The sequence below is a fragment of the Mesorhizobium zhangyense genome, assembly GCF_011045115.1.
GTDB lineage: Bacteria > Pseudomonadota > Alphaproteobacteria > Rhizobiales > Rhizobiaceae > Mesorhizobium_M > Mesorhizobium_M zhangyense.
In genome coordinates, this window is sequence record NZ_JAAKZG010000004.1 from 577,804 (window position 1) to 596,270 (window position 18,467).

Below are 18,467 nucleotides of genomic sequence, written 5' to 3' on the forward strand. Positions count from 1 at the left end.
CGTGCTTCGAACTGCAACAAAGCCTCTCGAGACAAGGTATTGGAAATGGAAGAAAACTTCACTTTGGCGGTAACCGGCCAATCGCTCATCAAACATGACACGAGAAAACTCGGCAGCCCAGAGTTCGACCACGTAAGCACGATCCTGCGGGGCGCAGACCTTGCATTCACGAACTTTGAGGGCACGATATATGGCGCCCATGGCGGGTGGCCTCTGAAGGGATTTTATTTCGGCAGCAGCAAGCCGTTTGTCCTGGACGCTCTTGGAGAGATCGGCTTCCGAGCCCTTTCTCTCTCTAACAACCATTCATTCGATCTTGGACCCTCCGGGATTCTTTCAACGCTGGAGGAAGTCGAGAAGCGAGGCTTTCTGCACGCGGGTATCGGCCGCAACAAAAGGGAAGCCTCCGGTCCGTCTACCGCAGCATTCGGACAGCGAGCTGTGTCCATGGTGGCGATGGATGGAGGTCCCGGTCCGGATTTCATGTATGCGGCCGATGGCACCGACAACCGTGCCGAACGGCCTGGTGTCAACCGACTTCGGTTGTCGCGCATCCTCGAAGTCGATGAGGCTGCGTTCGAAAAATTGCAGGAAATCCGCGACAAGGCCGAATATTCAGCTCTGGATTTCCTGATGGACAATCAGCCTGACGATGAACCCGCGCTCGGGGTCATGGACATGGGCATCGGTCGCGCCATATTCCAGCGATCAAACCGGTTCAAGCGCACCATCAGAATTGACGAAGACGATCTGGCGAGAAATCTTCAGGCAATAGAGACCGCCGCCAAATCGGGTAGCTTGGTCATCGCCTATCTGCATCATCATCACTGGGCAGCGGATTGGTTGAAATCTCCCGACTGGATCAGCACCTTCGCTCGACAGTGCATCGACGCTGGCGCTACCGTCTTCGTCAGTCATGGGGTGCCGGTGCTTCTGCCGATCGAGATCTATAAGGGCCGGCCGATCTTCCACAGCCTCGGCAACTTCATCTTCCACACCAGGTCTGAAATCTCACTGTGGTCACGAAACGAAGTGTGGGAGAGTGTTGTCGGTCTATGTTCATTTGACCGGGACAATCGGCTGACCTCGTTGAAACTGCATCCGGTGGTCATCGGCGGCGAAGAGGGCCTGAAGGACGACGCTCTGGAACGTCGGCTCGTACCGCATCTCGCGACCGGCGCTGCCGCAGAGCGAATCCTCCACCGGGTTGCCGCTGAGTCCAAGGAATACGGCTCCCGGATCGCAGTCGTCGATGGCACCGGCGTATTCGAGCTGGCCTGATAAATTCGGCGTAGTATGACCATACTACGCCGCAATCATCATCGCCGTCCCTTCGAGAGCCTACGCCTCCTACCAGATGACCGGCAAGCTCTCCACGCGTTGCAATGCAGGAATGAGCATGGATATTCGCAACGAGCTGATCGGGCGGTTTTTCCGCTATCTCGCAATAGACAGCCAGAGTGATGCGAATTCTCAGGTCTTGCCGTCAACGCCCGGCCAGCAGAGCTTGGCCGCGCTGTTGGCGGGCGAGTTACGAGAACTCGGACTGGACGACGTGCTTCTCGACGAGCACGCGACCGTAACGGCGGTGAAACGTGGCAACAGGCCTGATGCCCCGAAGATCGGGTTCATTGCGCATCTCGATACGGTTGACGTTGGCCTTTCTCCCATAATCCGGCCGCAGATCATGCGCTTTGAGGGAGCAGATCTCTGCCTCAATGCGGAAAAAGATATCTGGCTGCGGATTGAAGAGCACCCCGAAATATGCATCTGGAACGGGCAGGATATTATCGTTGGCGATGGCACGAGCGTCCTTGGCGCCGACAACAAGGCGGCGATCGCGGTGATCATGACACTTCTTGCGCGGCTCGACTCCGACGTTGAGCATGGCGATATCTTCGTTGCCTTTGTTCCTGATGAGGAGATCGGGCTCCGAGGTGCAAAGGCGCTCGACCTCGCTCGTTTCCCCTGTGATTTCGCTTACACGATCGACTGCTGCGAGCTCGGCGAAGTCGTCATCGAAAATTTCAACGCTGCCGCAGCCGATATCGAATTCACCGGTGTTAGCGCCCATCCTATGTCTGCAAAGGACGTCCTGGTAAATCCGCTGCTTATGGCGTTCGATTTCGTCGCCACTTTTGACCGGGCAGAGACGCCTGAGCGCACTGAGGGACGCGAGGGATATTTCTGGTTCAAGGATCTCGTCGCAAACGACAGCAACGCACGGCTTAAAGTCTTGATTCGGGATTTCGACAAAACAGGATTCGAGCGTCGCAAAGAGCAATTGGGCAAGGCCGTCGAAGTAATCAGATCACGCTACCCGACGGGGCGCGTCAGCTGCAGCATTGCCGACACCTACGAAAACATTGGAGACCGCTTGGGCAGCGACAGCCGCCCCGTAGAATTGCTCTTCGCCGCACTCGAAACGCTGCACATCGAACCCAAACGCATTCCGATGCGTGGAGGAACAGATGGCGCTGCCTTGTCTGCCAAAGGCATAGCCACGCCGAATTTTTTTACCGGCGCTTATAATTTTCATTCGCGCTTTGAATTTCTTCCCGTTCTCGCATTCGAGAAATCGTATGATGTGGCTCGAAAGATCTGCACTTTGTGAAATGCTTCGTCCGGATGGGCAGTGCGGCGATGTAGTCCGTTTCGATCTCACCGATCTCAGTGTCACCGGGAATACCCAAGCGCCACGTGGCGGCGAGACGGCCAGCAACGTGCGGCGCTATAACTAATCTTGCCGCTGAAGGGCTCACGAAAAGCCCGGACGGTACGCTTGTTGCGACCGGCAATATGCGCGGCACGGCCTTTCCACTGGAGTCGCCCCGCTTCCAGTCGGAGAGGATGGTAACGCTGCTCACCTTCAACTCCGAAACCGGCTCCATAACCAAGTTGGCTGACTATCCGTTCAGCGGCGTGCTCCCGGAGGGAGGAACACTCAATCTCAAGGGGATCATTTCCTGATGAAGGTATTCCATGGCCATGAGGGTGCGCATTGATTGGTGATTCATATTAGTTCGTCCAATTAAGAACTTTGACAGCAAAGTTTCTTCCGTGCAGCTTGACGACGCAAACCCGATCATTCGACCAGTCCCTGTCCGGATCGCCGCGCTATGGAACTACGCCACATCAACTACTTTGTCGCAGTTGCCGAAGAACTCCACTTCGGTCGTGCGGCCAACAGGTTGAGCATCGCTCAGCCGGCTCTGAGTTTACAAATTCAGTCGCTGGAAAAGGAGCTCGGCGTCAAATTGCTTGTCCGCAGTACACGCCGTGTACAGTTGACGCCTGCGGGGTCCGTTTTCTACGCCCGATGTATCGACATACTCAAAGGTATCGAAACCACAAAGGCGTTGACGCAAGCAGCAGCCGGTAAAGACATCAACAAGATTACGATAGGTACAATCTATCCGGCGACATTTGGCATTCTGCCTGGGTTTCTTTCCAGGATCAGCGGGCGCTATCGGGACATCCAGATTCATATCAAGAATGGGACAACCGACAGTATCATCCGAGATCTTGAACGGGGACATATCAATGTCGGGTTCATTCGCCCCTTCGAAAACATTGGCTCACTGAGATACCAGAGTATCGCCGTCGAGCGGTATCTCCTGGCGATATCCAACAAGAATTCTCTTGCCGCCGCCGAGAAGATCAGCCTTGACGATCTTCATGACCAGAAAATCATCTCTTTCTCACGGTCCAATTTGTCTTACACAGAGAAGTATTTCTTTGAGAAATTTCAGAAATATGGGCTTTCGGAGAATATCGCCTACACTTGCGACGACACGATGTCTCTGGTTTCCCTCGTCTCGGCAGGGATCGGCATCGGTTTCGTTCCGGAATGGACGCAGGACCTGCCGAACCGCAATTTCTTCCTGAGGAAAGTGGAAGGCATCGACTTCAACATCGGCTTGGGCATCGCGTGGAACAAGGAGGATCCGACAGCCAACCGCGATGACATCATCCAGATTGCCCGCTCGCTGGCATCGGCAGCGCGGGTCAAGTAACCCGGTGCGTCCGAGCCACCATTGATATGCATGTGTTATCAATAGAGGCCAGATTATATTAGACGACGCGGGCTGAACGCGCGATTTTGTCCCCCGGGAACAATAATGAAAACAGGGACAGACCATGACCACCCTCAAGACTCTCACCGTTGCTGCGGCTGCGCTTTTCACAACGATTGGAGCAGGTCGTGCCGAACAACTGATCGTCAACAGCTATGGCGGCCCGTATGAGGCAATCATCATGGAACGGATCATCAAGCCGTTCGAGGACCGAACCGGCATAACAGTTGTCTATGATCCAGTAGGCTCCGCGTCGCAGGACTATGCCAAGATCAAGGCGACGAAGGGCAGGCCAGGTTTTGACGTGGCAGTCATGACGGCATCCCAGTCCCTCGACGGCTGCAGGGACGGCCTACTCGAGAAGTTCACGACAGATACGGTGCCTAACCTTGCAAAGCTCAACCCAGCAGTCAGCAGGATGGCCGGTGAGTGTGGTGCCGTGCACGAGGTTCAATATCTGTCCCTATTGTGGCGAACCGACAAGCTGAAGGCTGCGCCGACATCCTGGAATGCGCTCTTCGAGCAGGAGCTTAAAGGCAAGATCATTCTTCCGACCTTTCAGAACATCATGGCTGCCAATCTTATGCAGGTGTTGTCGGTCAAGAACGGCGGCGATCTTCTAGAAAATGTCGATCCCGGCTTCAAGGCCATGGCCGTTCTCGCAAAGCAGACGATCGGTTTTGAACAGTCCTCGGCGGTAATGGAGACATATGTGAAGGGTGGCCAGGTGTGGGCAATGCCCTACTGGAATGGGCGGGCGCAGCTCCTCATGGATAGCGGTGTACCTGTCGATTTCGTCAAGCCGACAGAAGGTACCATCCCCCTGATTGCAACCCTGAACGTACCCGTCGGAGCCGAGAACAAAGCGGCCGCGATGAAGTTCGTCGATTTCTTTCTCGAGAAGGCCAGCCAGGAAGCGTGGGTGACGGGTTACAAAGTCGGAAGCGCTCGCAGTGACATTGAAGTTCCAGAAGCTGTGCGGTCAAGGCAGATCACAACAGAAGGCGATCTGGAAAAACTCCTCCTGCCCGATCTCTCGATAACCGCCGCAAAGCTGCCGGAATGGGGCGATCGATGGGAACGCGAAGTCGTTTCCGCAGCGAATTGAGATCATCGCCATGACGATAGCCGAAACGGGTTCGGCCGCGACCCGGTTGCGCCGAAGATTCGCGTTACGCGGATATATTCCGCTAGTTCCTCCCATTACCTTTCTCATGATCTTCTTCGCCGTGCCGATCGGAATGATGATCGGCATCAGCTTTCAGGATTCAAAAACCCTCGCGTTCAGCCTAGGGAGCTACGAGCGGGTTTTTACCGATGATCTGATCCTGGCCGGCATATTTCGAACGATGTTGATGTCTGGCCTGGTCGCAATATGCGTGACCGTGATGGCTTATCCGGTGGCCTACTTTCTGGCCCGTTCCACGTCCCGTTGGCGCACAGTCGTCTTTGCTCTGGCAATCGCGCCCGAACTGGCTGGCGTGGTTTTGCGGACATATGGCTGGCTGATCATTCTGGAAGACAGGGGATTCATCAACGACGCCTTGATCTGGCTCGGAGTGATCTCATCGCCGCTGCCGTTGGCAAAGAACCTCTTCGGCGTCGTCGTGGGCCTCACCCATGTCGTGCTGCCGTTTGGGATTCTGGCGCTTCTCACGAGCATTCAGGGGATCGACCCGAATATTGAAAAGGCCGCACAAATTCTTGGTGCTTCGCGGGCCTCGGTAATCCGCCATATCCTATTGCCACTTTCGATCCCCGGGATTGTCAGCTCCCTGCTGATTTCCTTCACGATGGCGGCCAGCGCCTATGCTACCCCCGCCCTGCTCGGCGGCGCCCGCTTCAAGGTGCTGGCGACAATGATCTACGAGCAGATCATGTTCTACATCAACTGGCCCTTGGCGGCCGTCATGGCGATCGTGATGCTGGTCATGATGCTTGCCATCTCCTTTGCCGGGGCACGGATTGAAACTCGCCTTCACAAGAAACTAAACGTCTAGGAGGCAAGGGACATGAACCGTTTTCTCGCCGGCTTGTTCTGGCTTTCGCTTTGCCTGATCCTGGCCTTCATCACGCTCCCCTTGCTCGTCGTTGTGGCAGCATCCGTGAGCCCGTCATCGACCGTAACCTTTGCTCCAGGGGATTGGACATTAACCTGGTATAGTGCAGTTTGGACGGCAAAATGGCTCGACCCGTTTGTGCTGAGCCTGAAGATCGCGGTGATTGTTTCCTTGGCCAGCGGCGTATTGGGAGCTTTGGGCGCCTATGCCGTTGCATACGAGAAATGTCCAGGCAGTGACGCCATCATGTCGTTTCTGCTGTCACCACTGGCGGTGCCCCAGATCGTCAAGGGCGTCGCAATCGTGCTCTTTCTGTCTTCGGCCGGCTTTTACGTCTTTCTCGGAACTTCGGGCCTCATCGCCGCGCACATCGTCCTGACCCTTCCGTTTGCGGCCAGAATGATCGCGACATCAATCCATAACTTCGACAAGAATCTCGATCGCGCAGCGCAGATCTTGGGCGCCAGCAAATGGCAGAGGATGTGGCATATCCTGTTTCCTTTGATCAAGCCGGGGGTCTTTTCAGGCATGACCTTTGCCTTCATCATATCTTTCAACAACATCCCGCTTTCGGTTTTTCTCGTTCGGCCCGGCCAGACGACACTCCCGATCACGGTCATCAACTACATGGAATACAGCCTCGATCCCGTTCTGGCCGCAGTCAACGTCGCGTCACTGATCTTCATCCTGGCAACCATATTCCTCTTCGAAAAATTTGGCGGCTTTTCCGCCCAAATTCATGGTGGAAGCAAATGAGTGATATCGACATCGAGCTTGTTTCGGTTCGCAAGACCTTTGGCCACAACCTTGTCGTAAATGACGTGAGCCTGTCGATTCCGAAGGGCGAGTTTGTAAGCATTCTCGGGCCTTCCGGCTGCGGCAAGACCACAACGCTGAACATGATCGCCGGTTTTCAAGAGCCAACCGCAGGCCAGATCCGCATCCGCGGAAAAAATCAGAATGGCGTTGCGCCGGAAAGGCGCAACATCGGCCTGGTCTTTCAAAACTATGCTCTCTTTCCCCATATGACGGTCGCCGAAAACGTGGGATTCGGCCTGAAGATGAAGGGCATGCCGCGTTTCGAGATCGAAGAGACTGTAAAAAGCGCACTCAAAAGCGTGCACCTCGAAGGGTTCGATGCGCGCTATCCCAAGGAGCTTTCTGGCGGACAGCAGCAGCGCACAGCGCTTGCACGCGCAATCGCCCCGAGGCCATCTGTGCTCCTGCTCGACGAACCGCTTTCAAATCTCGACCTGAAACTACGAGAGGCCATGCGTATTGAGCTCAAGGAGATTCAGGAACAGCTCGGGATGACTTTTGTCTATGTCACCCACGATCAGGAGGAGGCTATGGCGATGTCTGACCGTATCGTGGTCATGTCCGGCGGGAGTGTCGCGCAGCAGGGCAAGCCAGCCTCGATCTACAACCGTCCGAGCACAAGCTTCGTTGCGGACTTTATCGGCAAGTCCAATATCCTGCCGATAGGTAGCGCAAAATCGGACAACGCCCGAATCGAGATCAGCGTGCGCGGCAGCAATCTTTCTCTCGCGGCCCAAACCGATCCACTTCTTGCGCCGGAAAAAGTAAAATTCTGCTGCATCCGACCGGAAGACGTTCGAATCGTCGAGCGCGAGAAGCCACCGCGCGACGATCTCAACATTCTTGACGGTACGATCTCCAAAATCGTCAATCTGGGTGCGCATCTGGACCTTTGGGTTACCTTGGCCAGCAATGTGGTCATCAAGGCTCTCGTTCGTTCTGCGCGCTCGGGCGCGCTGAAAACCGGTAATCCCGTGACCATCTCGATCGCTCCGGACGCCATTCAGTTGCTCGCCGATTGAGACGTTGGGACTAATAAGCTGCCAATATCAATGCACAGCAACTGATATTTGAGGGCGGCATCCAGACCGACCTAAAGTGCTCCTGACCTCTTGAGGGTCTAAAGCAAAGGAGATCGAGCGATGCTCACCAAGGAAAGAATTACAGCGGTCCAGCATTCAAGCAATGTGTGCGCCGACATCGAAGGTTTCGATTTCGACGACTACGACGCCAACGACATCGCGGAAATACGCAGGCTCTGGCTCCAGTATGGCGTTCTCCGCTTCAAGAAGACGAACATCAGCGACGCGCAGCAGGTCAAGTTCTCCCGCAATTTCGGCGAATTCGTTATCCACCCGAAGCAGTTGCAGGAGGGTGGTCACCCGACACAGCCGGAAATCCTCGTCATCAGCAATGCGATGAAGGATGGTAAACCGAGTGGTGCTATGGGCAACAGCGAAGCTACCTGGCACACCGACACGTGGTTCTATGAAAAGCCGCCGGCAGGCGCCATCCTGCGTGCTGTCCAAGTGCCGCCGTCCGGTGGAGACACCTATTTCCTATCCACCTACATTGCATATGAGACACTGCCCGAAGCCATGCGCAAACAGGTCGACGGCCGGCAGATCTTCTTCCAGAACGTATACGACAAGACCGGCAAGCTTCGTCTTGGCAAGACAGAACCGAAGAGCAAGGACTTCCGCGAGTGGAACGGTATTGCTCACCCGCTCGTGCGTGTGCACGGCGAGACCGGACGCAAGGCGCTTTATCTCGGCGGTACGTCCGAAGGCGCTTGGATCGTTGGCATGACACTTGAGGAGAGCAACGATCTTATCGCAAAGCTTTGGGACCACACCACCGGATCGGACCATGTCTTCGTTCAGAAATGGGATCAGGGCGATATCATGATGTGGGACAATCGCTGCACCATGCATCGGCGCGACTCCTTCGACCCGAATACCATCCGCATCATGCATCGCACGACCACGTCCGGCGAGCGCCCGATCTGATTGCGCAAACCCGCTCGAATCCACCATCGCAGGCAAAAGTCCAATGATCGAGAAATACCGGGTGATGAAGAATTACCCTCCCCTTCCCGCTGACCTTCGCGACCTTCTGGTTGACGTGGAAACCGCAACGATCGGTCACTTCGAGCATTTGGGTTTCGTAAGCGACAACATTCGCCCGGTGGTCCCCTCCAAAGCCGTCGGAAGCGCTGTGACGGTCGCAGCACCTGGCCGAGACGGCGCGATCATCTACAAAGCGATCGACCTTCTTTCGCCGGGCGATTTCCTCATCATATCGCGGGTTGACCGTGACGATGTCGCCTGTGTCGGCGGCGGCGTCGCGGCAGCCGCGAAAGCGCGTGGCGCCGTCGGCATCGTGATCGACGGGCCGTGCACCGACGTCGCGGAAATTGCTGCTGGGGATTTTCCAGTCTGGTGCCGTGGTGTCTCCTCGAAAACGACCAGTCGCGAATTCCAGATCGGCGGCTCGGTTAACGTACCGGTGGCATGCGGCGGTGCAGCCGTCCTTCCGGGATACGCCGTCCTAGCCGACAATGAGGGGGTCTTCGTGGCGGATATCGCACATATGCGCGAGCTGGCCGTGCACGCACTCGAGCGCCAAAAGCGGTCATTGACACTGCGGCCTCATCTCGAGGCTGGCAAATCCATTTTCGATTTCAGGTGACGAAACCAATGAAAATCTCACTGATACAGATGAATTCGCAACCTGATCGTGCCCACAATCTTGCCGAGGCAAAGCGCCTCATGCAGGAAGCTGTCAGTCTCGACCGTCCCGATCTTATCGTTCTTCCCGAACATTTCGACTGGTCCGGCGGGACCCTGGACCAAAAATGCAACGCCGCCGACGCGATCCCCGGCGGCGCGGCCTATCGGATGCTCCAGACTTTTTCTGAGCAAAACCGGGTCGCAATCCATGCAGGCAGCATTCTCGAACGGACTGCAGCGAGCGATCGGATTTACAATAGCACCGTCGTGTTCAATGCCCTCGGCGAGGAAGTCGGCATCTATCGCAAGATTCACCTCTTCGACATCACCGCGCCGGATGGAAAAAAGTATCTTGAATCCGCAACCGTTGCGCCCGGCAAAGACATCCTGATCTATGAGCTCAATGGCCTTCGGATCGGCTGTGCCATTTGTTACGATCTGCGTTTTTCACGCCTCTTCGATCAGCTTGCCACCCATGGCGTGGACATCTTCGTCCTGCCGGCAGCTTTCACCATGCAGACAGGAAAGGACCATTGGGAGGTGCTGTGCCGCGCACGCGCCATCGAGTTTCAGGCCTATTTCGTAGCTTGTGGGCAATGGGGCTCCTACCCGGCGCCTGACGGGGAAACCCGTCAAACCTACGGCAACTCGCTGATTTGCGATCCGTGGGGACAGGTCACAGCACGCGCCTCCGACAAGGTCTGCGTGACGTCGGCGCGTATCGATCCTGAACGGCTTCACGCCGTGCGGGCGCTGATCCCGATGTCAAGTCATCGCGTCGATCTACACGACGTTTCGCTCACCGTCGCGCGGGATAAAACGGAACGGCTTGCGAATGTCCTCTAGCTCGGCGTTGCGGCTGGCGAGCTATCTCGCCGCCGAAAACTATGATTCCTTGCCGGCAGAGGTCATCGAGAAATCGAAGCTTTGCCTTTTGGACGCGCTGGGTTGTCTGATCGGTGCCTATCGATCCTCAGCGTCCACAGTTGTGGAATCCTTCGTGTCCGAACTGGGTAAAAGCGGCGATGTCGCCGGAAGCCATTTGAAGACCGATTGTGCGGCTGCATTTGCCAACGTAACTCTCATCGATAAGCCAACCATCCACTGCGAGTTTGCAAATGAGTCTGCCTGGAAGTTACCTGATTGCCAGTCCTGCCGCATCGAACAAGTGAATCGTCTCAAGATCGAGTCGGACTCGTATGATCGAACCGGCTTTTGCTGAAACGCGTTCGTGGAACACGCAAGTAACGTTTTGAGTACCGAGTCTGCCAAGGACCATAGTTTCGGAACCTGTAGGCTCAACAACGGCCACTTCCAGGGGAATTCCGTTATCGTCAAGGTGAAGGTGCTCTGGGCGCACGCCATAAACGGTTGCCGACGCGGGCGCCGGAGACGGTGCAGGAAGGGAGATGCCCTCCTCGGTCGTAAATCCTGACGACGACATAGAGCCCTTGATGAAGTTCATCGAAGGGGAGCCGATAAAGCCGGCAACGAACATGTTCTTCGGTCGATCGTAAAGCTCCAAGGGCGAGCCGATCTGTTCGATCGATCCGTCACGCATGACGACGATTTTGTCCGCCATGGTCATGGCCTCGACCTGGTCGTGGGTGACATAGATCGTCGTCGTTTTCAGGCGCTGGTGGAGTTCCTTGATTTCGGCTCGCATCTGAACCCTGAGCTTCGCATCGAGATTCGACAAAGGCTCGTCGAAAAGAAACACCTGGGGATCGCGAACGATGGCCCGGATCGTCGAATTGAAGTACAGCAGATATCGCCAAGTAGCGCTTGCGCATGTTTCACGCGGGCTATAGCTCCGGCTTTGATAGCTTTCTGACCCATTCTGCACCCCTTCAAGATCAAAAGAGATGGTTCTTTTTCATGAGTGCAGCCGTAGCGTTTTGTACGCATAAGCCTGTGAACGCTATACTCTAAGACGTCATGCCATGTTGCATGATTGGTGCAAGCAACGCGTCGCTTCATCAAGAGGGTGGTGCGGCTTGCTTCGATGGGACGGTGGGTCGAACCCAATGGTCCTCTTCGTGCTCGATCATCGCAGGATGCAAGCTCCGGAAAACTGAGCGGCGTCATCTCCCAAACCGATTACCGAAAAGTTTGCAACAGAGCCGACGAACGTCGTCCCTGGAGTATTGACGCTCCTGGTCGGCGCGTCTTTCCATTTTTCTATCGATCCGGCTTGCAGACTATTGGGTATGTTCATGACCATTTCCTCGAATATGCGCGACAGACGCGCGCACTCGGCCCCGCCCCGTAATTCCAGGCAAAGGCAGCGCCACCTTCATTTCAACTTGACGACGACCTTGCCTTTCGAGCGTCCCGTTTCGATGTAAGCCAAACCTTCGTTGGTCGCTTCGAACGGGAAGACCCGGTCCATCACAGGGCGAAGGATTCCGGCTTCGATCAGCGATGTGATCTGGCTCAACTGCGCGCCGCTCGCGCGCATGAACAGGAACGAATAGCTGACCTGCCGTCCCTTGGCCTTTCTCCGGATGCCGAAGCTCAGAAAACGCAGGACTTGCCGCAGAAACCAGTTCAGTCCTTGTTCTTTGGCAAAATCAGGGTCCGGCGGACCGGAGATCGAGATCAGCTTGCCGCCGGGCTTCAGCACATTCAGGGATTTTTGAAGCGTATCTCCGGCCAGACTGTTGAGAACCACATCATAGTCTGACAGGATTTTTTCGAAGTCCTGGTTTTTGTAATCGATGACGACATCGGCTCCGAGGTTTTTGACCAGCTCGGCATTCGCCACACTCGTGGTCGTCGCGACGGTCGCGCCGAGATGCTTCGCCAACTGTATGGCGAATGTCCCCACGCCGCCGGAACCGGCATGGATGAGAATCTTCTGCCCTTTCGCCAGCTTGGCTCGATCGACCAGCACCTGCCATGCCGTCAGGCCGACCAGCGGGACGGAAGCCGCGTCCTCCATGGTGAGGTTCTTGGGCTTCAGCGCCACGTCCGCTTCGTTGATGGCAATGAATTCCGCGAACGTCCCGACCCGGCCGTCGCGCGGCCGGGCATAGATTTCGTCGCCCGGCTTGAAGCGTCTGACATTCGCGCCGACACGAACCACAACCCCGGCTACGTCGTGTCCGAGAACGAGAGGCAGTCGATACGGGAGGATGAGCTTGAATTCGCCATCGCGGATCTTGGAGTCCAGAAGATTGAGCCCGGCCGAATGGACCTCGACCAGAACATCGTCTTGTCCCAGCGCCGGCTTCGGCATGTCGCCGAAACGCAGTGCGCTCTTCTTCTTGTATCGATCCAGGATGAAGGCCTTCATGATGATCCGTTCTCCAATCTCCACCAACGCCTACGACTGGGAAACCATTGCGATGGCGGGATAGTCGGTATAGCCCGCAGAGCCGCCGCCATAGAGCGTCGCCTGATCGAAAGCGGCCAGCGGTGCGCTGGTCTTCAGCCGTTCCACAAGGTCGGGATTGGCGATGAACGGGCGTCCGAAGGCGAACAGGTCGGCCTTGTCCTCGGTGAGTCGCGCCGCGGCAAGTTCGAGGTTGTAGCCATTATTGGCGATATAGGTGTTGTTGAAGCGCCGGCGGAGCAATCCGAAGTCGAATGGCGCAACATCGCGCGGTCCGCCCGTGGCGCCCTCGACGACATGGATATAGACGATGCCCAGAGCGTCGAGCTGATCGACGATATAGTCGAACTGTGCCTGGGGGTCGCTGCTCGAGATGCCGTTGGCGGGCGAAACGGGCGAAATCCGGATGCCGGTGCGCTCGGCGCCGATCTCGTCGATGACGGCAGCCGTGACCTCAAGCATCAGCCGGGCGCGGTTCTCGACAGAACCGCCATAGGCATCGTCACGGACATTCGCGCCGTCCCTGGCGAACTGGTCGAGCAGATAGCCGTTGGCTCCATGAATTTCCACGCCATCGAAGCCGGCGGCAATGGCGTTGGCGGCCGCTTTGCGGAAATCGTTGACGATCCCGGGCAGCTCGTCGAGTTCCAGAGCGCGGGGCTCCGACACGTCAATGAAGGCGTTGTTGACGAATGTTTTGGTTTTGGCCCGGATCGCCGAAGGCGCCACAGGCGCGCCGCCGCCCACCTGCAGGTCGACGTGCGAGACGCGACCGACATGCCAGAGCTGCAGGAAGATATGACCGCCCTTGGCGTGCACGGCCTTGGTGACCCTGCGCCAGCCGTCGATCTGCTCCTGAGAGTAGATGCCGGGTGTGTCCTGATAGCCTTGGCCCTGCTGCGAGATCTGCGTGGCTTCGGCAATCAGCAGGCCGGCTGTTGCGCGCTGGCTGTAATACTCAACGGCGAGATCGCCGGGAACGAAGCCTGGGCCGGCGCGATTGCGCGTCAGCGGTGCCATGACGATGCGATTGGAGAGGGTCAGCGAGCCGAGGGTGTAGGGCTCAAACAGCGTCTTGCTGGTCATGGTTCACCTATGTTGTCGCCGCCGCAGCGGGATCAGTTATCGAAATTTGCCGATGTTCAGACGACCGTGCGGTACCGCTCGGCTGGATGCTGGTTGCCATAGTTCGGAAGCATGGCTTGGCGCGCGGCCTGAAGCGCGTCCCACTGCCCGGCATCGGGAAGCGGCGGGATGGTCACCGGTTCGCGGCGGTCGAAGCCAACCAGCGCAGCATCCACCAGATCGTCCACCTCCATCACGTTGGAGAGCGTGTTGACGTCGGCGCCGGCGCGTTCCCAGATCTCCGTTCGCGTCGTTGCGGGAAGCACGGCCTGGACGTAGACACCCTTCGGTCCGAGCTCGAGGCTGAGCCCCTGAGACAGGAACAGGACGAACGCCTTGGTCGCCCCGTAGACCGTCATGCCGAACTCCGGCGCCAGGCCGACCACGGAACCGATATTGACGATCGCCCCTTCGCCCGCCTTCGCAAGTCGCGGGGCGATGGCGCTGGCAAGCCGCAGAAGTGCGGTCGTGTTGAGCGCAACGAGCCGCGCCACATCATCGGTGCCCTGCTCGATGAAGCTTCCTCCGATGGCCGTACCGGCATTGTTGACGAGGATCCCGATGCGGGCGTCGTCGCGTAACCGCGTCTCTATCATTGCAAGCTCGGCAGGCTGCGTGAGATCTGCCTGGATGATATCGATCGCCACGCCGCTTTCGTTGCGGAGACGGGCCGCGAGCGTCTCCATACGCCCTTTGTCGCGAGCGACCAGCACCAGGTCGTGGCCGCGGCAGGCAAAGCGCTCGGCATAGGTGGCACCGATGCCGGTGGAGGCGCCGGTGATGAGGACTGATGGAATGGTGGTCATGGGATTGTTCTCTGTGCTGACGGGAACTATATTCATGATGGTTATCATGATTGATGTCAAATATGATAACCATCATGATTGTCAATGGTCCCGGCGGAGTATTTTGAAATGAAAGTCAGTCGAGAACAGATGGCGGAGAACCGTCGCCGGATTCTGGATGAGGCCAGCCGGCTGTTCCGCGACAAGGGGTTCGATGCGGTCAGCGTGGCGGAGGTGATGAAAGCCGCCGGCCTTACCCATGGCGGCTTCTATGGTCATTTCGACTCCAAGAACGACCTTGTGGCCCAGACTCTTGCCCATGTCCTCGCCTTGGACGCAGGAGGGGGCAATCTTCACGCCTATCTCGACGCCTACCTTTCACCGAAACATCGCGACAACGCTGCCGATGGTTGCCCAACGGCAGGTCTGGCCGCGGACATCCGCCACCAGACCACGGCTGCACGCGTGGCCATGACGGAAGGCCTTCGATCGCAGATCGACCGTATCAGCGCTGCGCTCCCTGGGGTGAAGCCGGCAGATAGGCGCCGCGCGGCAATCGGAACCTGGGCGGCGATGGTAGGGGCGGTGATCCTCGCCCGGGCGATCGACGACCCTGTGCTTTCGGATGAAGTCCTGGAACAGACGCGTGCCTGGATCGATGCCGGGATCAGTTCAGCATCTGTGAGCTAAGGCCATGCCGAGTGGTGGGGCATACGTGAACTATATCCTTAATGGCGCTGTTGAACGCCATCTAATTGATTATCAAAGATGAACAGATCAATTCGTGCGGTAATCGGCGGTGTTTGGCACAGGATCGATGGCTTGGTGACCAGTTCGACCCTGAGAATGGCGAACTTCTCAAAACGACTGATGACAAGAATTCACGTCAAACGGAACGTCCAACCGAAGTTAGCTTGCGAGTTTAGCCTACCTGCGGGGAAGGCATTCACCTCCGCAACAAAGCAATGCCGGCCTTCATATCTGCCATTACCACCTCATCCCGCTCTTCGAACGGGTAGATGATTTCAAGAAAATAGGTTTGCGTCGTCAATCCGCGGCGCTGCCAGAAATCCTCCAGCAGGGCGCGGTCGATCACGCCAGCGCGCGTGAAATTCCAATGCCGGTCGTAAAGGCCATCGGTCTGCTGGATGTGGAAGGAGTCGATGTACGGTCCGACCAAGTCCATCCAATGATCCATGTTGGCGTCGTTACCGAAGAGCGGGGTGAAGATCGCATGACCCCAATCCACAAGGAGCCGCACCGGAACGTCGGTCTGGCCGTCGAGATCTGTCATCAGGCGCAGCGCGTCTTCAGCCGAAGACGGGAACTCGGTCTTGAGCGGTACGGGTTCGATCAGAATGTTGGAAAGTCCAGCGCGCTTGGCATGGCGCGACACCTCGACCATTGCTTCGAGCGCCTGCTTGTAAATCTCCTCGCGCCTTGCCGGATCGACGGCATCCTCGGCAGAGTAGGAGCCGAACGGCATGCCGGCGGCCCGCACGTCCATCGCCGCTGTAAGATCTATGGCGCGCATCAGGTGCTGCTTGCCAAGGTCGCGCAGTTCAGGCGTCGGAGCCAGGAAGTGATTGTAGCTGTAGGAGGCCACCCCGCCGAAGGCACTATCGACTGTAATGCCGGCATCTTCGAAGGCTCGCGCATATTCACGGGCGATCTTGTCGCGTGGCCCTTCCGGCCACCACGGATCGATCAAGTCCCAGGTGAACTGTATCTTGTCAAAGCCGAGTTCGCGGACCACCGCAGCCATTTGCCGCCCGCCGAGCCATCGCTTGACCGCGAAACTGAGATTGAGCCCAAGCTTCATTCGCCGGCATCCTTTTTGGTCGGAAGGCTGTCGGCCATGGCCCGCAGCCAGATCGCGACGGCGACAGCGCCGCCGTCCGGGACGCCTACGGCACGCTCGCCGAGATAGCTGGCGCGGCCGAGCCGTGGCCGCAGCGTTGCGGTATGCTCCGCGCCCTTCTCGGCAGCTTCAGCCGCCGATCTGAGGGCATCCGCCGGTAAGCTTCCCGCCGATAGAGCGTTTCGGAAGGCCACTGCTGCCGGCTCGAGCGCATCGACCATGGTGCGATCGCCAAGCTTGGCACCACCGAGTTCGGTGATGGCATTCACGGCTGCGTCGAACGCATCAGCCAAGCGCGCCGGCGTCGCCTCACCGCCGGCCAATTCGCGCGACGCTCGCAGCAGTGCTGTGGCATAAAAAGGACCGGAGCTTCCGCCGATCGCCCGGCTCAGCGCATTGCCGATCTCGGCCAAGGCGCCGGAAGGCGCGTTCCACGCCGTTTCCGGCAGAGCGCGGATCGCCAGTGCCGCACGCGCCATCGAGGCGCCGAGATCACCATCGCCGGCGCGGGCGTCAAGATCGGTCAGCTTGTCTTCAGCCGTGATCAAGGCCTCGGCGGCCGCCTGCGCCAGGTGCCTCGCGACGTCACCGCCAGGTGCCACTGCTACCGTTGCCGTGCTGTCGGCCCGCTCGGCCATGACCGCCACCGGCATTGCGTTGAGCTTGCCCTTGCCGGGCCAGGCAGGCGCGTCGGTTGCCGCGTCGAGCAAGTCGAGCCGCGCATCGTCCACGGTCATCAGAGATAGCGACATACCCGGCATATCGAGCGCTGACAGAAAGGTGCCGGTCCATGCCCGTTCGACAGTAATGTCGTGTGCTGCGAGAGCCTTCAAAGCCGAACGCGCAACGATTGCCAGCTCCATCGGCGGGGTTGACCCCAGGCCGTTGACGAGCAGGACGACGCGGCTACCCTTGGATAGTCCCCGGTCGGCAATTATCGCTGCAAGCAGCAACTCGACCAGTTCATCGGCCGTGCCCAGTGGAGCCTTCCTGACACCCGGCTCGCCATGGATGCCGAGACCAAGCTCGACCTCGCCGGCCTCCAACACGAAATTGGGTTTGCCAGCGGCAGGCAACGTGCAGGGCCCAAGCGCCACGCCCATCGTGCCGATGGCATCGCAAGCCGAGCGCGCAAGGTCGGCGACCTCGGCCAATGATTTGCCGCGCGCTGCGGCGGCACCGGCGATCTTGTGCACCAGCACCGTGCCGGCGATACCCCGACGCCTGCTCTTTTCGACGGTGTCGCGCAACGCGACATCATCGGCGACAACCGCGACCTCGACAGGAATTCCCTCGCCCCGCGCCAACTCCGCAGCCAGGCCGAAGTTCAGCCGGTCGCCAGTGTAGTTCTTCACAATCAGCAAGGCGCCTGCCGGCCCTGCGACTTCGCGGATAGCGGCCAGCACCGCGTCGGTGGACGGCGAGGTGAACACATCGCCGGCGATCGCCGCCGTCAGCATGCCCTCACCCACATAACCTGCATGGGCCGGCTCGTGCCCGCTGCCACCGCCGGACAGAAGAGCAACCTGGCGTGCGTTCCTGGTCGGCAGGGGCTGCCTGACGACGACGTTCTCGCGGTCGAGCAGCGCCTGGCCCGGGCTCGTTGCGACGGCGCCTTCGAGCATTTCGCGTACAACATGCAGCGGATCGTTGATCAGTTTCTTCATCCGGT

General features: G+C 58.0%; 17 protein-coding genes and 1 pseudogene. 12 read left to right on the forward strand and 6 right to left on the reverse strand.

What is annotated here, in order from left to right:
* Positions 1-45: 45 nt before the first annotated feature.
* The 11 genes from G6N74_RS12505 (at position 46) to G6N74_RS31500 (ending at position 10,909) form a co-directional block, all read left to right on the forward strand.
* Positions 46-1,281, forward strand: a complete 1,236-nt coding sequence (locus tag G6N74_RS12505) for a CapA family protein (RefSeq protein ID WP_165117734.1) — start codon at positions 46-48, stop codon at positions 1,279-1,281.
* A gap of 118 nt (positions 1,282-1,399) precedes the next feature.
* Positions 1,400-2,614, forward strand: coding sequence for a peptidase T (gene pepT / locus G6N74_RS12510; RefSeq protein ID WP_165117736.1), 1,215 nt, complete (start codon positions 1,400-1,402; stop codon positions 2,612-2,614).
* Between the two features lie 505 nt (positions 2,615-3,119).
* Positions 3,120-4,016: a LysR family transcriptional regulator gene (locus tag G6N74_RS12515; RefSeq protein WP_165117738.1), complete on the forward strand. Its 897-nt coding sequence runs from the start codon at positions 3,120-3,122 to the stop codon at positions 4,014-4,016.
* 124 nt (positions 4,017-4,140) lie between these two features.
* On the forward strand, positions 4,141-5,184 hold the full coding sequence (locus G6N74_RS12520; protein ID WP_165117740.1) for an ABC transporter substrate-binding protein: 1,044 nt from the start codon (positions 4,141-4,143) through the stop codon (positions 5,182-5,184).
* Between the two features lie 10 nt (positions 5,185-5,194).
* Positions 5,195-6,076, forward strand: coding sequence for an ABC transporter permease (locus G6N74_RS12525; protein ID WP_165117742.1), 882 nt, complete (start codon positions 5,195-5,197; stop codon positions 6,074-6,076).
* Positions 6,077-6,088: 12 nt separating this feature from the next.
* Complete coding sequence (locus tag G6N74_RS12530; RefSeq protein ID WP_165117744.1) at positions 6,089-6,892, forward strand: ABC transporter permease; 804 nt, start codon at positions 6,089-6,091, stop codon at positions 6,890-6,892.
* A complete protein-coding gene (locus tag G6N74_RS12535) occupies positions 6,889-7,977 on the forward strand; it encodes an ABC transporter ATP-binding protein (RefSeq protein WP_165117746.1) in 1,089 nt (362 codons plus the stop codon). Before G6N74_RS12530 ends, G6N74_RS12535 begins: the two co-directional genes overlap by 4 nt.
* A 120-nt stretch (positions 7,978-8,097) precedes the next feature.
* The gene (locus tag G6N74_RS12540) at positions 8,098-8,964 is read left to right on the forward strand and encodes a TauD/TfdA dioxygenase family protein (RefSeq protein WP_165117748.1); all 867 of its coding nucleotides are present in this window, start codon (positions 8,098-8,100) and stop codon (positions 8,962-8,964) included.
* Between the two features lie 43 nt (positions 8,965-9,007).
* The gene (locus G6N74_RS12545; RefSeq protein ID WP_165117750.1) at positions 9,008-9,646 is read left to right on the forward strand and encodes an RraA family protein; all 639 of its coding nucleotides are present in this window, start codon (positions 9,008-9,010) and stop codon (positions 9,644-9,646) included.
* 8 nt (positions 9,647-9,654) lie between these two features.
* Complete coding sequence (locus G6N74_RS12550; protein WP_165117857.1) at positions 9,655-10,533, forward strand: carbon-nitrogen hydrolase family protein; 879 nt, start codon at positions 9,655-9,657, stop codon at positions 10,531-10,533.
* Positions 10,523-10,909 (forward strand): MmgE/PrpD family protein, encoded by a 387-nt coding sequence (locus tag G6N74_RS31500; protein WP_165117752.1) that lies wholly within the window; start codon positions 10,523-10,525, stop codon positions 10,907-10,909. Before G6N74_RS12550 ends, G6N74_RS31500 begins: the two co-directional genes overlap by 11 nt.
* Here the strand turns inward: G6N74_RS31500 and G6N74_RS12560 are convergent.
* The 4 genes and pseudogenes from G6N74_RS12560 to G6N74_RS12575 all read right to left on the reverse strand — a co-directional run.
* A pseudogene (locus G6N74_RS12560) lies at positions 10,823-11,431 on the reverse strand (ABC transporter ATP-binding protein); the annotation flags it as partial. The gene G6N74_RS31500 and the pseudogene G6N74_RS12560 overlap by 87 nt on opposite strands.
* Positions 11,432-11,983: 552 nt before the next feature.
* Positions 11,984-12,985 (reverse strand): NADP-dependent oxidoreductase, encoded by a 1,002-nt coding sequence (locus G6N74_RS12565; RefSeq protein ID WP_165117754.1) that lies wholly within the window; start codon positions 12,983-12,985, stop codon positions 11,984-11,986.
* A 30-nt stretch (positions 12,986-13,015) separates the two neighbouring features.
* Positions 13,016-14,110, reverse strand: a complete 1,095-nt coding sequence (locus G6N74_RS12570) for an alkene reductase (RefSeq protein WP_165117756.1) — start codon at positions 14,108-14,110, stop codon at positions 13,016-13,018.
* Between the two features lie 56 nt (positions 14,111-14,166).
* Positions 14,167-14,955 carry an SDR family NAD(P)-dependent oxidoreductase gene (locus G6N74_RS12575; RefSeq protein WP_165117861.1) on the reverse strand — a complete coding sequence of 263 codons (789 nt, stop codon included), beginning with the start codon at positions 14,953-14,955 and terminating at the stop codon, positions 14,167-14,169.
* Between the two features lie 108 nt (positions 14,956-15,063).
* Here G6N74_RS12575 and G6N74_RS12580 point away from each other — a divergent pair, with 108 nt between their 5' ends.
* Entirely contained in the window at positions 15,064-15,624 is a 561-nt protein-coding gene (locus G6N74_RS12580; RefSeq protein ID WP_165117863.1) for a TetR/AcrR family transcriptional regulator, read from the forward strand.
* Positions 15,625-15,880: 256 nt separating this feature from the next.
* Here G6N74_RS12580 and G6N74_RS12585 read toward each other — a convergent pair whose 3' ends face one another.
* A complete protein-coding gene (locus G6N74_RS12585; protein ID WP_165117758.1) occupies positions 15,881-16,756 on the reverse strand; it encodes a sugar phosphate isomerase/epimerase family protein in 876 nt (291 codons plus the stop codon).
* Positions 16,753-18,462, reverse strand: coding sequence for a dihydroxyacetone kinase family protein (locus G6N74_RS12590; protein WP_165117760.1), 1,710 nt, complete (start codon positions 18,460-18,462; stop codon positions 16,753-16,755). The genes G6N74_RS12585 and G6N74_RS12590 overlap by 4 nt, the downstream gene beginning before the upstream one ends.
* Positions 18,463-18,467: the final 5 nt, after the last annotated feature.

Excerpts from the sequence above, each read along its gene's own strand:
- G6N74_RS12545 (WP_165117750.1), top strand. The coding sequence starts at position 9,008 with ATGATCGAGAAATACCGGGTGATGAAGAATTACCCTCCCCTTCCCGCT.
- G6N74_RS12520 (WP_165117740.1), top strand. The coding sequence starts at position 4,141 with ATGACCACCCTCAAGACTCTCACCGTTGCTGCGGCTGCGCTTTTCACA.
- G6N74_RS12515 (WP_165117738.1), top strand. The coding sequence starts at position 3,120 with ATGGAACTACGCCACATCAACTACTTTGTCGCAGTTGCCGAAGAACTC.
- pepT (WP_165117736.1), top strand. The coding sequence starts at position 1,400 with ATGGATATTCGCAACGAGCTGATCGGGCGGTTTTTCCGCTATCTCGCA.
- G6N74_RS12585 (WP_165117758.1), bottom strand. The coding sequence starts at position 16,756 with ATGAAGCTTGGGCTCAATCTCAGTTTCGCGGTCAAGCGATGGCTCGGC.
- G6N74_RS12530 (WP_165117744.1), top strand. The coding sequence starts at position 6,089 with ATGAACCGTTTTCTCGCCGGCTTGTTCTGGCTTTCGCTTTGCCTGATC.
- G6N74_RS12565 (WP_165117754.1), bottom strand. The coding sequence starts at position 12,985 with ATGAAGGCCTTCATCCTGGATCGATACAAGAAGAAGAGCGCACTGCGT.
- G6N74_RS12590 (WP_165117760.1), bottom strand. The coding sequence starts at position 18,462 with ATGAAGAAACTGATCAACGATCCGCTGCATGTTGTACGCGAAATGCTC.
- G6N74_RS12575 (WP_165117861.1), bottom strand. The coding sequence starts at position 14,955 with ATGACCACCATTCCATCAGTCCTCATCACCGGCGCCTCCACCGGCATC.
- G6N74_RS12540 (WP_165117748.1), top strand. The coding sequence starts at position 8,098 with ATGCTCACCAAGGAAAGAATTACAGCGGTCCAGCATTCAAGCAATGTG.
- G6N74_RS12550 (WP_165117857.1), top strand. The coding sequence starts at position 9,655 with ATGAAAATCTCACTGATACAGATGAATTCGCAACCTGATCGTGCCCAC.
- G6N74_RS31500 (WP_165117752.1), top strand. The coding sequence starts at position 10,523 with ATGTCCTCTAGCTCGGCGTTGCGGCTGGCGAGCTATCTCGCCGCCGAA.
- G6N74_RS12580 (WP_165117863.1), top strand. The coding sequence starts at position 15,064 with ATGAAAGTCAGTCGAGAACAGATGGCGGAGAACCGTCGCCGGATTCTG.
- G6N74_RS12505 (WP_165117734.1), top strand. The coding sequence starts at position 46 with ATGGAAGAAAACTTCACTTTGGCGGTAACCGGCCAATCGCTCATCAAA.
- G6N74_RS12570 (WP_165117756.1), bottom strand. The coding sequence starts at position 14,110 with ATGACCAGCAAGACGCTGTTTGAGCCCTACACCCTCGGCTCGCTGACC.
- G6N74_RS12525 (WP_165117742.1), top strand. The coding sequence starts at position 5,195 with ATGACGATAGCCGAAACGGGTTCGGCCGCGACCCGGTTGCGCCGAAGA.
- G6N74_RS12535 (WP_165117746.1), top strand. The coding sequence starts at position 6,889 with ATGAGTGATATCGACATCGAGCTTGTTTCGGTTCGCAAGACCTTTGGC.